The sequence below is a fragment of the Metabacillus lacus genome (assembly GCF_009674805.1).
GTDB classification, from domain to species: domain Bacteria; phylum Bacillota; class Bacilli; order Bacillales; family Bacillaceae; genus Metabacillus_C; species Metabacillus_C lacus.
In genome coordinates this window covers 26,498-41,739 of the sequence record NZ_WKKI01000037.1, presented here as the reverse complement: position 1 = coordinate 41,739, position 15,242 = coordinate 26,498, and the positions used below count along the sequence as shown (strand labels likewise).

At 42.1% G+C, this 15,242-nt stretch carries 16 protein-coding genes; 11 read left to right on the top strand and 5 right to left on the bottom strand.

Features of this window, described 5'->3' with window-relative positions:
• Window positions 1-550 precede the first annotated feature (550 nt).
• On the top strand, window positions 551-1,561 hold the full coding sequence (locus GJU40_RS15670) for a LacI family DNA-binding transcriptional regulator (protein WP_154309008.1): 1,011 nt from the start codon (window positions 551-553) through the stop codon (window positions 1,559-1,561).
• Window positions 1,562-1,778: 217 nt separating this feature from the next.
• Here the strand turns inward: GJU40_RS15670 and GJU40_RS15665 are convergent, their stop codons facing one another.
• Together GJU40_RS15665 and yhfH are read right to left on the bottom strand one after the other, a co-directional pair.
• Window positions 1,779-1,979: a cold-shock protein gene (locus tag GJU40_RS15665; protein ID WP_154309007.1), complete on the bottom strand. Its 201-nt coding sequence runs from the start codon at window positions 1,977-1,979 to the stop codon at window positions 1,779-1,781.
• 173 nt (window positions 1,980-2,152) lie between these two features.
• Window positions 2,153-2,287 (bottom strand): protein YhfH, encoded by a 135-nt coding sequence (gene yhfH, locus GJU40_RS15660; protein WP_154309006.1) that lies wholly within the window; start codon window positions 2,285-2,287, stop codon window positions 2,153-2,155.
• Window positions 2,288-2,439: 152 nt separating this feature from the next.
• Here yhfH and GJU40_RS15655 point away from each other — a divergent pair, with 152 nt between their 5' ends.
• The 9 genes from GJU40_RS15655 to GJU40_RS15615 all read left to right on the top strand — a co-directional run bounded on the left by GJU40_RS15655 (window position 2,440) and on the right by GJU40_RS15615 (window position 10,913).
• A complete protein-coding gene (locus GJU40_RS15655; RefSeq protein ID WP_154309015.1) occupies window positions 2,440-3,180 on the top strand; it encodes an MBL fold metallo-hydrolase in 741 nt (246 codons plus the stop codon).
• 1 nt (window position 3,181) lies between these two features.
• Window positions 3,182-4,171, top strand: coding sequence for a lipoate--protein ligase (gene lplA, locus GJU40_RS15650; RefSeq protein ID WP_154309005.1), 990 nt, complete (start codon window positions 3,182-3,184; stop codon window positions 4,169-4,171).
• A gap of 241 nt (window positions 4,172-4,412) precedes the next feature.
• Window positions 4,413-5,969 carry a fatty acid--CoA ligase family protein gene (locus tag GJU40_RS15645; RefSeq protein WP_154309004.1) on the top strand — a complete coding sequence of 519 codons (1,557 nt, stop codon included), beginning with the start codon at window positions 4,413-4,415 and terminating at the stop codon, window positions 5,967-5,969.
• Between the two features lie 14 nt (window positions 5,970-5,983).
• Window positions 5,984-6,760 (top strand): enoyl-CoA hydratase-related protein, encoded by a 777-nt coding sequence (locus tag GJU40_RS15640; RefSeq protein WP_154309014.1) that lies wholly within the window; start codon window positions 5,984-5,986, stop codon window positions 6,758-6,760.
• A 184-nt stretch (window positions 6,761-6,944) separates the two neighbouring features.
• Window positions 6,945-7,502, top strand: coding sequence for a helix-turn-helix domain-containing protein (locus tag GJU40_RS15635; RefSeq protein WP_425481234.1), 558 nt, complete (start codon window positions 6,945-6,947; stop codon window positions 7,500-7,502).
• A 13-nt stretch (window positions 7,503-7,515) separates the two neighbouring features.
• Window positions 7,516-8,241: an AzlC family ABC transporter permease gene (locus tag GJU40_RS15630; protein WP_154309003.1), complete on the top strand. Its 726-nt coding sequence runs from the start codon at window positions 7,516-7,518 to the stop codon at window positions 8,239-8,241.
• Window positions 8,234-8,551 (top strand): AzlD domain-containing protein, encoded by a 318-nt coding sequence (locus GJU40_RS15625; RefSeq protein ID WP_154309002.1) that lies wholly within the window; start codon window positions 8,234-8,236, stop codon window positions 8,549-8,551. The genes GJU40_RS15630 and GJU40_RS15625 overlap by 8 nt, the downstream gene beginning before the upstream one ends.
• Before the next feature lie 134 nt (window positions 8,552-8,685).
• Entirely contained in the window at window positions 8,686-9,966 is a 1,281-nt protein-coding gene (locus tag GJU40_RS15620; RefSeq protein WP_154309001.1) for a M48 family metallopeptidase, read from the top strand.
• A 101-nt stretch (window positions 9,967-10,067) separates the two neighbouring features.
• Window positions 10,068-10,913 (top strand): GNAT family N-acetyltransferase, encoded by an 846-nt coding sequence (locus GJU40_RS15615; RefSeq protein WP_170289432.1) that lies wholly within the window; start codon window positions 10,068-10,070, stop codon window positions 10,911-10,913.
• Between the two features lie 69 nt (window positions 10,914-10,982).
• Here GJU40_RS15615 and GJU40_RS15610 read toward each other — a convergent pair whose 3' ends face one another.
• From GJU40_RS15610 to GJU40_RS15600, 3 genes are all read right to left on the bottom strand, one after another.
• Window positions 10,983-11,600: a hypothetical protein gene (locus GJU40_RS15610; protein ID WP_154308999.1), complete on the bottom strand. Its 618-nt coding sequence runs from the start codon at window positions 11,598-11,600 to the stop codon at window positions 10,983-10,985.
• A 50-nt stretch (window positions 11,601-11,650) separates the two neighbouring features.
• Window positions 11,651-12,157, bottom strand: coding sequence for a GrpB family protein (locus GJU40_RS15605; protein ID WP_154308998.1), 507 nt, complete (start codon window positions 12,155-12,157; stop codon window positions 11,651-11,653).
• Window positions 12,158-12,376: 219 nt separating this feature from the next.
• The gene (locus tag GJU40_RS15600) at window positions 12,377-13,279 is read right to left on the bottom strand and encodes a vanadium-dependent haloperoxidase (RefSeq protein WP_154308997.1); all 903 of its coding nucleotides are present in this window, start codon (window positions 13,277-13,279) and stop codon (window positions 12,377-12,379) included.
• Between the two features lie 371 nt (window positions 13,280-13,650).
• On the opposite strand from GJU40_RS15600, the gene aceB reads away from it, so the two are divergent.
• On the top strand, window positions 13,651-15,240 hold the full coding sequence (gene aceB, locus GJU40_RS15595; RefSeq protein ID WP_154308996.1) for a malate synthase A: 1,590 nt from the start codon (window positions 13,651-13,653) through the stop codon (window positions 15,238-15,240).
• Window positions 15,241-15,242: the final 2 nt, after the last annotated feature.

Below are 15,242 nucleotides of genomic sequence, written 5' to 3'. Positions count from 1 at the left end.
AAAGAAAATAATATCCAATTTTTGGATAACTGGGTTCAATTACAACCCCCTAGACTTTTTGGCTCTGAACGAAGAAGCTCTGATGGTAAAATTATACTTAAATTACATATAGAGTAAACTCAGTATACCCTTGTGGATATTTTTGCAATGCTAGTGGAATTTTTCCGTTTATTTCAGGCCATTTTCCCTGTTTTTTCTGAATAGGCGGAGTTCTTCCGTTTATATATGAATAGTGGCTTCCAAAGCCCCTTTCCACCCTTTCAAAAAGGATGTCTTTAAATGAAACAAAGCAATGAGCACTGCAAAAGCAGTGGAATTTTAACTGCATTTAATATGCAAAAAGAGTTTTGCGGTAGAAAAACGGAACCCTTTATCATGCAGCAACAGGAGCCGCGCACTATAATGTTTCCAAGATAAATAGTAAGCCGTAATAGAAAAAGAAGGAAAACTATTGAAACCCCTTTCATAATTGCATATAATTTAATGAAAACGATTTCATTTTTTGTGCTTATTGGTAGATTAACTGCTGTATCAGCAGGGAGGGATAAATTTGGCAACAATAGAAGATGTAGCGAAGCTCGCCGGACTATCAAGGACAACTGTTTCCAGGGTCATCAATAAACACCCTTATGTGTCCAGCGCAAAAAAAGACCTGGTTTTGCAGGCAATGGAAGAGCTTGGATATGTGCCGAATTCTTCTGCACGAAGCTTGAGAAATCAAAAAACGGGAGTGATTGCAGTTTTTATTCCAAGGGTGATGAATCCTTTTTTCAGCCAGCTCATAGAAACCCTTGAGATTGCAGCGTCTCTCAGCCATTATCAGCTGCTTGTGTGTCAGACTCAATATTCTGCAGAAAAGGAGCTTACTTATCTTCAGCTGCTGAAAGTGAAGCAGGTGGATGGGGTGATACTGGCATCTTTTGAAAATGAATGGAGTAAAATAGAACCGTTTTTAGAATATGGTCCCATTGTGCTTTGCAACGAATTTGAAAAGAATGCAAGAGTGCCAATGGTTCTTCTCGATCAGGCGTATGGAGGGTATATCGCAGCGAAGCATCTCCTTGAGAATGGACATACTGCTATTGCCTATTGCTGTGGAAGCTATCGGAGTAATGTATCCAAAGCCAGGGAGGCTGGTTTCAGGAAAGCTTTGGCAGAGTACGGCGTTCCTTTTCAGGAAGAGCTGGCTTTCCGGAATGCTTTTCAGGTCGAAGACGGAAAAAGAGTTTTTCAGCAGCTGGCAGCCAAAGCAAAAAAGCCTACTGCCATCTTTACCGGTTCTGATGAAGTGGCAGCAGGGCTTATTGCTGAAGCGAAAAGAAATCACTGGGTGGTGCCTGATGATCTTGCAGTAATAGGATTTGACAATCAAATCATTACAGAATTAATAGAACCAAGAATTACCACGGTCCATCAGCCTGTACAGGACATGGCAAAAAAAGCAATGGACATTATGGTCAGCCAGCTGGCTTCAAAACATTCTGTAAAACAAGAGGTTCATAAGTTTCAGCTGGAACTGGTTATTCGTGAGTCAACAAACAAGGTTCTTGTAAATCTCTAGCTATTTAATCAGTTTTCTTCTCACAAAGTCGAACACTTTTTTTAACAGCAATACTTTGATAAAATTTTTAATCCATCTCATGGTATAAAACCTCCCTAGTGTAGTTGTATCCTAAGTTGAAATATTTAAAACCATCCTGCTGTCAAATGCCAATTCTTTCATAGAAAAAAGGCTTCCCTTGTGAGGAAGCCTTTTTGCAATAAATGGTGTCTCCCATTTATTGCTTATGAACGTTTGTTGCCTGAGGGCCGCGGGCGCCTTGCTCAATGTCAAAGCTCACTGTTTGACCTTCGTCAAGACTTTTATACCCTTCACCCTGGATGGCAGAAAAATGAACAAAAACATCTTCCTGTCCTTCCACTTCAATAAAACCAAAACCTTTTTCTGAATTGAACCACTTTACTTTACCTTCTGGCATGTCTTTCCTCCTGCATGGGCTTATATCCCTTTAATGAAGTGTTAAAATCAACCACTTTTACTTTATATATTGTAGGATTTTCACTAAAAAATATACATTATTTTCTCAAGAAATTTTTCGATGGGCCTGAACCTCAGTAAAAAAGCGAGGCTGGAAGCCCCGCTTTTGCAGATTTACAAATCACCCATGTTAAGGCATTTGTCACAATTGTTTCCGTAACATTCGTGCTGTTCTTCAATGTCGGTTCCGCAGCTGGCACATTTTTTGGCGGGCAAGTTTTTAAAAAATTCAGTCATTTTTTCAATCATGTTTTCCCCTCCATCATTTGTTCTTGGTTTTATTGTATTATAACAGATAAAAATATGTCAACAACTGTTTTGTAACAAATGCAGAAAACATGCAGAAAAAAAGAAAAATGGGTATATTGATTAGAGAGGTCATGATCAAAGGAGGAATGAGGATGAAGCTGACTGTTATAGGCTATTGGGGAGGATATCCTGCTGCGAATGAAGCCTCGTCGGGATATTTGGTGGAGTCCGGAGACTTCAGGCTGCTTGTGGACTGTGGAAGTGCTGTACTATCACAGCTTCAAAATTATGCAGCACCCGAAAACCTCGATGCTATCATTGTGTCCCATTATCATCACGACCATATAGCCGATATAGGCGGTATTCAGCATGCCCTGTTAATACAGTCTTTTCTCGGAAAGAAGCGGGAGGCACTGCCAATCTATGGCCACAACGAGGATGAAGGAGGCTTTGCCGGGCTCACCTATAAAAGCAACACAAGGGGAGTGGCCTATTATCCGGATCAGGAGCTTGAAATCGGCCCGCTTACAATCAGATTTTTGAAAACAGTTCATCCTGTGCCCTGTTATGCGATGAGAATAACAGATGGTGTGAGCACTATTCTTTATACGGCTGACACAAGCTACAAAGATGAACTCATTTCTTTTGCGGAGGAAGCAGATGTCCTGATAGCTGAATGTAATTTGTACGGAGATCAGGATGGTTCCGGAGCCGGGCATATGAACAGCAGGGATGTTGCGAAGCTTGCCAGGGAAGCTGATGTAAAAGAAGTCATATTAACCCACTTGCCTCATTTCGGGAATCACGATAACTTAGTAAAGGAAACAAAAGAGACCTATGACGGCCCAGTCAGACTTGCTGCTTCCGGGCTCGTTTGGGAAGGAGAAGCATAATATGCTATTTATAGACAATCAAAATATTACTGATCCGCGTATCAATCTTGCAATTGAGGAGTATTGCCTGAAAAATCTTAATCCCGACAATACATATTTGCTGTTTTACATAAATGAACCTTCTATTATTATCGGGAAAAATCAGAACACTGTGGAAGAAATTAATACAAAGTATGTAGAGGATCAAGGGCTGCACGTGGTCCGTCGTCTCTCCGGCGGCGGAGCGGTTTACCACGATCTCGGCAATTTGAATTTCAGCTTTATTACGAAGGATGATGGAGACAGTTTTCACAACTTTAAAAAGTTTACTGAACCTGTTGTGCAGGCTCTCGGACGGCTTGGCGTACAAGCTGAGCTAAGCGGCAGGAATGACATTCTTGCAGAAGGAAGGAAAATTTCGGGTAATGCACAGTTTACCACGAAAGGCCGGATGTTCAGCCACGGAACGCTGCTGTTTGATTCGGAAATAGAAAATGTTGTTTCTGCATTAAAAGTAAAAAAAGATAAAATAGAGTCCAAAGGAATTAAATCCATTCGCAGCAGGGTGGCCAATATCAGCGAATTTTTAACAGAAAAAATCACTGTTTTGGAATTCAGGGAAATGCTGCTTCGATATATTTTTGACAAGGATGAAGAAATTCCCCAATATCAGTTAACAGAACAGGATTGGGAGAATATTCATGCTCTCTCTAAAGAGCGCTATCAAAATTGGGAATGGAATTATGGAAAATCTCCTAAATTCAATATTCAGCACTCACATAGATTTCCTGTCGGTTCAATTGATGTAAGGCTTGAAGTCCAAAAAGGCAGAATTGAAGAATGCAAAATCTTTGGAGACTTTTTTGGTGTGGGCGATGTCAGCGAAATCGAGGAGCGGCTTCAGTATCAAAGATATGAGAGAGACAGCATTGCAAAAGCGCTGGAAGATATCAATATTAAACATTATTTTGGAAATATCGAAAAAGAAGAGTTTATCGATCTTCTGTATTAATTCCCGGAGCCGCAGCAAAAGCTGCGGCATTTCTTATTGTTTTAAAGGAAATATAGCAGCCGCGCCTTGTCTGCTGGGTAAATATTCTCTATAATAAACTTAGTATTTAGAATTTTAAATCTCATAAAAATGAATTGTTCGTTTCTGATGACGGGATAATGGGAAAGCCTGCTTGTCAGACAAACTGGCGCTCAGAAATGAATGAGTCTCCATTCATTTTTATGGAAAAGGGGTGGGAGAATTGAATCTTAGTTCACAGTTAACACAAACAGCTGCTCAGTATCAAAGTAAACCAGCATACTACTTCGAGGGTCAAACCGCTACATATGGAGAGCTTGAGGGAGCCGTTACTCAATTTGCCGCAGGCCTTAAAGAGCTTGGTTTGAAAAAGGGAGATCACGCAGCACTGATTTTGGGGAATTCACCGTATTTTGTCATATCACTGTATGGGGCAATGAGAGCTGGGGTCACGATCATTCCCATCAATCCAATCTACACACCTGATGAAATTGGCTATATCCTTAATAATGGAGATGTAAAGGCTGTCATTACTCTGGATGTGCTGATTCCGCTGTTTGAAAAAATGAATGGCGCATTGCCAAAAATTGAGCATATCATTGTTTGTGATACGCCGCTCAGTAAAGAGAAAGCTTCTGCAGATATCAGCCAATTGAGTGTGTACCCTAAAATGAAATCGTTTACAAATATTTTGGGGCTTGGTGCTGAAGGAGGAGAATTTCCAGAACTGCAGGACGATGATACAGCTATTATTCTCTACACATCAGGAACCACCGGAAAACCAAAAGGCGCCATGCTCACACATAAGAATTTGTACAGCAACGCCATTGATGTAGGGCAGTATTTAAAGATGTCGAAGGATGATAGAGTCATTGCCGCACTGCCGATGTTCCATGTGTTCTGCCTGACAGTTTCTTTGAATGCACCGCTGATGACAGGAGCGTCGCTGCTGATTGTTCCCAAATTCAGTCCTGCTGAAATCTTCCGGTTATCCAAGGAATATGAAGCAACTGTGTTTGCCGGAGTTCCGACCATGTATAATTTCCTTTTGCAATATCCTGACGGCAATCCGGAAGATTTTACATCTCTCCGTTTGTGCATATCAGGGGGGGCTTCCATGCCGGTCGCACTGTTAAAAGGATTTGAGCAAAAATTCAAAGTGGTTATTTCGGAAGGCTACGGTTTATCTGAAGCTTCTCCTGTCACATGCTTTAACCCCCTTGACTCACCGAGAAAGCCGGGCTCCATCGGGAAAAGCATCGTAAATGTGGAAAATAAAATTGTCAATGAGCTTGGGGACGAGCTGCCACCAGGAGAAGTAGGGGAACTGATCGTCAGGGGACCGAATGTGATGGCGGGATATTATAAAATGCCTGAAGAAACAGATCATACTATCAGAAATGGCTGGCTCTATACCGGAGATTTAGCCAAAGTGGATGATGAAGGATATTTCTATATTGTTGATCGGAAAAAAGATCTTGTCATTGTAGGCGGCTATAATGTGTATCCTCGTGAAGTGGAGGAGGTTTTGTATAACCATCCTCAAATACTGGAAGCAGCTGTACTTGGCGTGCCGGATCCGAACTTTGGTGAAGCTGTGAAATGCTTTGCTGTTTTAAAAGACAAAGCAGTAACAGAAGAGGAATTGATCCAATACTGCAGGGAGCACCTTGCCAAGTATAAAGTACCGGGCTCCATTGAGTTTCTCGAAGAGCTGCCAAAAAATACAACAGGCAAAATTCTGAGAAGGGCCTTGAAGCAGCAGGTACTTCAAAATTAAGGGGAGACTGCATGATGAACAGTATCGAACTGAACATTGAAAACAATATTGCCCTGCTAACTCTGAACAGGCCGCAGGCTCTTAACTGTTTTAATTATGACCTGCTGTGCGAGCTGGAATCAAAAGTCGAAGAAATCAGGGTTCATCCCCAAGTCAGAGTTCTCATTATAACGGGGTCAGGCAGCAAGGCATTCAGCGCCGGCGCTGATTTGAAAGAAAGAAAAACGCTGTCTGATGAACAGGTAAGAAGAAACCTTTATAAGATAGGCGAGGTTTTTACGAAAATTGAACAGCTTCCACAGCCAGTAATTGCTGCAATCAACGGATACGCATTCGGGGGCGGAATGGAGCTTGCCCTCGCCTGCGATGTAAGAATCATCGCTGAAGGCACGTCAATCGGGTTAACTGAAACAAGCCTGGCGATTATACCTGGAGCGGGCGGCACACAGCGCCTTCCTCGGCTGATTGGAGAAGCCAAGGCAATGGAACTAATTTTAACGGCCAGAAAGCTTACTTCAGACGAAGCGAAGGAATATGGCATTGTAAGCAAAGTACTGCCTGGCGAGGAATTGCTGAAATCTGCGTTTCAGCTTGCTGGAGAAATCGCCAAAAACGGCCCTGTAGCAGTGAGGCAGGCTAAATTTGCTATCAAGCACGGGCTCAATACCGATCTTCAGACAGGTATGCAGATAGAGCGCAAGGCTTATGAAATCACGATTCCAACGAAAGACAGGACGGAGGCACTTGCTGCTTTTTCAGAAAAAAGATCCCCTCATTTTACTGGAGAGTGAATGAAATCCGCTGCACTTGCTGCAGCGGATTTTTTAGCGCGAAATTATAGCACATCCCCTATGTACGCCCCTTCGTAAATGAGAATTCCAACCCTTAATTTCAACCCTTTTCCAAAAACCTGTTGTTTAATAAAGTATACGAATGTATACTATGTTAAACAAAACCAATAAAAGGAAGATGCTTGTGGATATTCAGCAGCAGCTGATGCATAACCTGAAATCGTTGAGGAAGATGAGGAATTACAGCTATGATCAGCTTTCCGCATTAACAGGGGTCAGCAAAGGCATGCTCTCTCAAATCGAAAAAGGAGAAGCCAGCCCTACCATATCAACTCTATGGAAGATTGCCAATGGGCTTCAAGTATCATTCTCAAGCCTGATTGAAGAATCTTCAGCGGGTCCGGACATTGTAAAAAGGGCGGAGAAGGAGCCGGTGACCTCTTCCTCAGAAGCTTTTCAGTTATTTTCCTATTTTCCCTTTCATCATCAGCGGAAGTTTGAAATTTACTATATTGAACTTTCTCCAGACTCCAGGCATGAATCAGAGGAGCATCATGGAGGAGTGGAGGAATATATACTCGTGACAGAGGGGCAGGTAACCGTTGACATTGCCCAGGAACATTACCGTTTGGGCAAAGGCGATGCACTGCGGTTTCAGGCAAACAGAGAACATTTTTATTCCAATGAAACAAGAAATCCAGCCGGGTTTTACCTATTAATCTATTATCCATTATCTTCATAGGAGGCTAGAGGTTATGTCTACATCAGTACTTGTAAAAAAACAATCTGACTTTCTTAACGGTATGCAGGCGGGAATCAGCATTGCCGTAGGTTATATGCCGATTGCCCTGACATTCGGAATTCTGGCTAAAAGTACAGGCTTATCAATTGGCGAAACCACATTGATGAGCATCCTGGTATTTGCCGGAGCAGCACAATACATATCCCTGAGTCTGCTGGCCGCCTATACCGGTCTTTTTGAAATTATCTTAACAACGTTCATTTTAAATCTCCGCCACTTTCTCATGTCTGCATCACTTAGTGAAAAAGCAGAAAATGATCCGGTATGGAAAAAGGCAGTGTATTCTTTCGGCTTAACAGATGAGACATTTTCTGTAGCTTCCACAAAGGAAGGAACGGTTAATGCAGGCTACATGTTCGGGCTTGTCCTGATTTCTTATGGCAGCTGGGTTGTCAATTCTGCTGCAGGCTATGCCGTAGGAGATATCTTGCCGGTCTCTGTACAAGAGAGCATGGGAATTGCTCTTTATGCCATGTTTATTGGACTTCTTGTACCTTCTTTGAAAAAACATCGGAAAGTGGTATTGCTGGCGTCTTTGGCAGCGGTGTTAAATTCCATATTTACTTTTTCAGCCATGCTCCCGGCAGGCTGGTCTATTATTGTCTCCACGGTGGCTGCGTCCGTTTTGATTGAAGCAGTTCAGTACTGGAGAAAAAAGGGAGGAAGTCATCATGAATAATTCCATTCTTCTCATGATTGTCGGAATGGCAGTCGTAACCTATCTTCCGCGTATGATTCCGCTAGTTGCACTAAGCAGCATTCAGCTGCCGGAATTCCTGCAGAATATATTAAAAAATGTTCCTTATGCAACTCTGGGTGCTTTAATTGTCCCGGGCATCTTTCTCATCAATGCTGATCCCATGTTCGGAATTGTAGGAGCAGCTGCTGCTTTCACCGCTGCCTACCTGGGTGCAAACGTTATTTTTGTCGTGCTCAGCTCGATTGCTGCACTCATGATTTACAGCCAGTTTTTTCAGGGCTTGTTTTAAGAACAGTGACTAATTTTGGAAGGGATGCTGCACAATAACATAAGAAGTTCAGGTAATTTCAGAGAGCAGGTTCTAACTCTTGTCCCTGTTTATTAAACTTATAGAAACAGCTTGTTCAGGGGGGACAGCATGGCATGCGCAAATGGCTTACAGGGGCAGTACTAGGATACTTTTTATACGGCCTCTTCGTTTACTGGTATATTTATATGGGCGGACCGGATAGTATTCCTGAGCAATTCAAAGGAACCTCAGCCGATCCGGGTACATTTATGAACAGCAGGGAGCTTTTGCTGTCGGGAGAGTATTCCCGGCTCCGGAACTTTATGTATTTTATAACCGTTCCTTATGAATGGTTTATTCTGCTTAATGTTCTCCTAACAGGATTGTCCAGAAAGATGGAGCAATGGTCAGATTCTATTGCAAAACCTGATTTTTTGAAAACATCCATTTACCTTTTTTGGCTGTCACTCATTGTGACGGTATGTGTTTTGCCGGTGGAGTGGATAAACTACCGGATTTCTCTGTCTTACCAGATTACCACCCAAAGCACCACAGGCTGGATGAAGGATCAAGTGATTGATTTCTGGGTTAATTTTCTTTTAATGGCCCTGCTGGTTTCTGTGTTGTTCTGGCTGATACGAAAATATCAGAAAAGATGGTGGCTGATTGCCTGGACTCTATCCATTCCTTTTTCTCTGTTCCTCATGTTTATCCAGCCGGTTGTCATTGACCCGCTTTACAATGATTTTTACCCGCTGGAAAATAAAGAATTGGAAGAGAAAATTCTGGCTCTTGCCGATAAAGCTGATATACCTGCCGAACATGTATATGAAGTGAACATGTCTGAAAAAACAAATGCTTTAAACGCCTATGTAACAGGAATCGGATCCAACAGCAGAATTGTCTTGTGGGATACCACGTTAAACAGATTGAAGGAAGATGAAATACTGTTTATCATGGCCCATGAAATGGGACATTATGTCATGAAGCATATTTATGTCGGCATAGCGGGCTATCTGCTCCTAACGCTTGCAGGCCTTTATGCCATTGACAAGCTCTCCAGTGCGGTAATCCGGAACTGGGGGAGTATATTAAAAATTGATTCAAAAAAACAAATTGCTGCACTGCCTCTTATTCTTATCTTGATCGGCGCCCTGACATTTGCGTCAGATCCACTGACGAATACGGTTTCAAGATATCAGGAGAAAAGCGCTGATATGTATGCCATACAGCTGACAAATAACAAGGAAGCTGCAGTCTCTTCCTTTCAGGAGCTGTCAAAGGCAGGATTAAGCCAGGTTCATCCGCCGTTTCTAATTAAGCTGTTCAGGTACAGCCATCCCACTATTCTTGAGAGAATTCTGTATCTGGAAGAATATCATGCAGAAGAGCAGCTTAAGGAATCACAGGATTAAATCAGCTTGGGAAAATGTATTCAGTTAAGTGGTCATTCTCCATAAACAAGGGTTTTCAAGTATGCTGCCGAATATGTAAGGTAAGGAAGAAGGTGGCAGTCATGCTTCATTATAGGCAATATCAAGATATTCAGTCTTTTTCAAGGGACACGGTGCCTTGCCTCGAAAAGAATGAAGCCTTTCATAATCTGCTTTTGGGGCTGCTTGCTGCTTCTGGCAAACAGGGAAGTTCTTGCCCGCTTCTCATGGGTGTTTTTCAAAAAAAGGAAACAATTCAGCTGATCTTGTTTCAGACAGAGCCGCAGCAGATCATCGTGTCTGCTGCTGAGCCTGTTTCATATGGAGAAATTGAAGTGATCGCTTCAACGCTGATTCATGAGTGTTCTGATATTCATGGTTTTGTAGGTGAAAGGGACATAACCATTCGAATTGCTGCCGAAGTGGCTAAACAAAAAAATTATCAATACAGAATCGTGATGAATCAGCGAATCTATGAATTGAGAGAACTCAAAAAGCAGCCAGATGAAAGTGGAGAGTTTAGAAAATTGACGCTGCAGGACCTTCTATTTATCGAGAATGCTGTTTATGATTTTTGTGAAGATACGCTGCAGCCCCTGACCCGGAGTGAAGCAAAAAACAAATGCAGGGAACTGTACGGCCAGGGAGGCCTTTACGGCTGGGCAGCAGAGGGAAGAATTGTGGCAATGGCAAACGCAACGAGGCCGACCAGGAACAATATGAATATCAATTTCGTATTTACGCCAAGAGAGCTGAGGGGAAGGGGCTATGCCTCCAACTGTGTTGCTGCTCTGACAAAATCTATGCTGAACAAGGGCTATAAAACGGCAAGCCTCTACACGGACCTAAGCAACCCTACCTCTAACAAAATATACATGGATATCGGCTTTAAACCTGTGGGGGACTCTGTTCTGATCCACTTCCTGTAGTGGGACAAAGGGACGTGGGACAAAGGGACGGGTCCCTTGTCCCGGTATCTTGAAGCACCGAGTTGGCACTCACAAACTCGGTGCTTCTTTATGGATTATTTTAACGCCATTAGGATCAACAACGGGTGAAGATGCCAAATTATTCATTACTACTTTTTTAACTGTTACAACATTTCCAATCTCCGAATGAACTCTATGCTTATAGCTTCCAAACAAACTTAAAAGATCACTTTCTAACCCTGCTTTTTGAATTTCCAACGTCAAATCTTCTATCCTAATCCTGCTGTTTAACGAATCAATCACATCCGTATTTGTTTGAAGCTCAATTTTAAATGAATAGGGAGTTTCTATGAAGGTTCTGCGTTCATTCTTTTGAACTTTCCAACTGAGCTTCATGGCATTTTCGCATACTTGCTCTAGTTCTTTAGGAGCAACTAGAAAACCAATATGATCAAACATTGTTCTTTTCCCATAGCCGAAAGTGATATTTATAGTTCCTTTTCTCGCTTCAATAATACGAAAAAGAATATTTCTATCCCGGAAGTCATCCCAGGTTAAAGGAGGAGAAAACTCTTGAAACTCTCCTTCATATCTTCCAATCCGCTGAGATATGCGAAAACCCTGATCCTTATAAAATTGTTCAGTTTTTTCAACATGTGGTGTCCAAATATGATAATGAAATAACATAACATCATCCTCTCCTTTGCAGTTTTCCACATTGTGTACTAAAGAAATCCTTAAACCTTCTCTAAAATGGACTGAACAAGACTAGTCTTTTCTTCTGCGTATGTATGTTTATCAGTTTTATATAATTTTGCTAACCTGATTTTAAGCTGTTCATATTCAATTCTTGCTTCACGATGATTTCTTAGATAATTTCTAAACCTTATCTGTTCAAGTAAATATTTATTTCCATATTGGTACAAGTGGATTTGATGGGTTCTTGGTTCACCCTTACTAAAATAATGTCTTTCTGGTAAAATGTTTGTCCCATGATAAAAATAGCCCAGCTTCTCTAAAAATAGTGATGCTTTTTCTCCATCATTAAAATCCCTGACTTCTATTGCTATATCAATAACCGGTTTTGCACATAAGTGTTCTATGGACGTACTTCCAATGTGATGAATATTCAATACGTATTCATTCATTAAATCTTGTATTTTTTCTTTCTCTAATAAAAACTCTTTATTCCACGCTTTTGACCAAGGAACTAGGAAGACCTCTCCTTTTGGTAAGCCTAGCATGTTATTCCTCCTTTATTCTGCATGTGAAATTCACTAACCCCAATTGCTAAGAAGAGAAACTTCATGAATTCTAAACTACTGCCACATTTTGTAATATCCCTAAACATAACATCTGAAAACTCTTTAAACAATAAAAACCACATGAAATTTCTGAAAAGAAATTCCATGTGGTTACTTCTTTAAAATTCTTCTATCTGAAGCTTATACCTTGCCGCAGCCCTAGCTTTTTCGGGAATTATACAATCTTGGCTTTGGTGCATAATTGTTTCTGTTGCTTTTTCCGGGAGATAAATCCAGGAGCAGAGAGTCACATGATGTATCAAAATCAAAAGGAATAGCCTGTTCATATGGAGGAGGGAGCAGCTGTGCTCTTCGGTTTTCTCTATAAGGAATGTCAGTTTGGCCCAGATAGGTTTTGTCTTTCTTTAACTCACTTATGACAATTCTTCCTATTTGTCTGCCAAGCTTTAGGCCTTCCTGATTGTCTGCGGGATAGTGAACGCCTGCATAAAGTCTGGAAACAGCATCCTCTTCAGCGAGCTGCCTCAGCCTGTTTTTTTCTCCCGGAAAAAAATAGCCCAATATCACTTCCGCTGCACCGGAAACTGAAGAATGGCCCGAAACATAAGACGGATGCTTTGGTGTGCAAACAACCGTAGCTAAGTGAGGATCAAGCTGATTTGGCCGGGGAACAAGGTATTGAAACTTGACCGCCCAGGTGGCAACCATGGCGTCATTAATGCCCGCATGAAGAGCCGCGAGTATTCTGGCTGCCCGTGGTGCTTCCACACTGTATGTGTCAATCAGCCTGTCTGCAATTGGTGTCCATTGTTTTGTTGGCGGACCTGCAGACCAGTAGCGGGCAATGGTAATTTTCTTTTCAGTTAGTGAAGCCAGCGACTGCTGCACCTGTTTTAACTGCTGATACCAGTCAATTCTGTTGGGATCGGTTATATCAAGTTTGATGGGGCGGCCTTGAAGGGTCTTAAAGCCTCCGTATCCGTCATGCTGAATAAAATAAGTGCGCCATTTTCCTGCATCAGGCTCTACTGCTTTTCTTGGCGGTTGTTTTTCTCCTGCATAAGGAAGTTCCGTCCATAATGGATAATTTCTCTTTTTCATCTCTTCACCCTCTTTTTTTGAGCTGTTTCCTCAACCATTTGTTGCTGTGTTACTTAAGTAAGATAAGAAGTTCAATAAGCGGCCGGTCCGTTGAGCGCCGCCTCACCGGTCTCTGCGAACCCAATATTCTTCTGACTCCAGAAAGAAAGAACCCCAATTCAACCTTCTTTTTCAATACATCTTAAGAAAACAGCCTTTTGATATAAATATGAGAAATTGTTTTTTTTGCATAGGAAAAGCACCTAAAAAGAAGAAGGAAATTTATTTTTCAGAAAATATTCAAAAAAAGATTCACTTTTACTTCAAACTGTTATATATTAGTATTAAATTATAGTAACTGTATTATAACAATTTCAAAGGAGGAAATTTCTATGGCTGTTTCTGTACCAGGCCTTCAGTTTTCAAAAAAACTGAGGGAAGCAGACAGGGAAATATTAACCCCGGATGCACTGCAATTTGTAATTAGTCTTCAGCAAACATTTGGTGAGAAACGGGAAAACCTGCTGAACAAACGGAAGGAGAGACAGGAAAGCTTTCATGACGGCTTCCTCCCGGGTTTTTTGCCGGAAACAGAGCATATCCGGCAGGGAGACTGGAGCATTGCGGAAATACCGGAGGATTTAAGGGACCGCCGAGTGGAGATTACCGGCCCTGTTGACAGAAAGATGGTTATCAATGCGCTCAACTCAGGTGCCAAGATTTTTATGGCCGACTTTGAGGATGCTACATCTCCTACATGGGAAAACATCATGAATGGCCAAATCAACTTAAAGGATGCTGTAGAAGGAACAATTTCCTTTGAAAACAGCAGCGGAAAAAAATACGTACTGAAAGAAAACACCGCTGTTTTGAAAGTACGTCCAAGGGGATGGCATCTCGAGGAAAAACACGTTCTCCTAGATGGTAAAAGACTTGGTGCAAGCTTGTTCGATTTCGGCCTTTATCTTTTTCATAACGCCCATACCCTCGTGAAAAAGGGAAGCGGACCTTATTTTTATCTTCCTAAACTCGAAAGTCATCTGGAAGCAAGGTTGTGGAATCAGATTTTCTGCTTTGCTGAAGAAAAATTGTCCCTTCGACCCGGCACCATCAAAGCTACAGTCCTGATTGAAACACTGCCCGCTGCTTTTGAAATGGACGAAATACTGTACGAATTAAGAGAACACTCTGCAGGCTTGAACTGCGGAAGATGGGATTATATTTTCAGCTATCTGAAGAAGCTGCGTAATCATCAAGACATTATCCTCCCTGATCGTGCACAGGTCACTATGACTGTTCCTTTTATGAGAGCGTATTCATTGCTGGCTATTTCAACCTGCCATCGCAGAAATGCACACAGTATCGGCGGAATGGCTGCCCAGATACCAGTCAAGCATGATGAGGAGAAAAACAAAAAAGCATTTGCCAAAGTGAGAGCTGACAAGGAAAGGGAGGCAAGAGACGGACATGACGGAACCTGGGTTGCTCATCCAGATTTGGTGAAGGAAGCGCTGGATGTATTTCAACAGTATATCCAGAAGGATAACCAGATTCATAGAAAAAGAGAAGACGTATCAGTCACAGCGGAAGATCTGCTAATCGTGCCAAACGGCTCGATTACAGAAGGCGGTGTAAGAACCAACATTGATGTAGGAATCCGGTATATTGCATCCTGGCTTTCAGGCAGAGGGGCAGCTCCCATTCATCATTTGATGGAGGATGCTGCAACCGCCGAAATATCCCGGGCTCAGCTCTGGCAGTGGATTCGCCATGAAAAAGGGGTGCTGGAAGACGGACGCAAAGTTACCAGGAGTCTCTACGAAACTTTGCAGGAGGAGGAGCTGAGGAACCTGCAGAGGGAGCTGGGAACAGAAGCATACGAGAAGGGGCGGTATGAACAAGCGGCAGCTCTTTTTCAAAAGCTTGTCGAGGATGACAATTTTCCGGAATTTTTAACGTTGGAGTGCTACGAATATTTATAAAA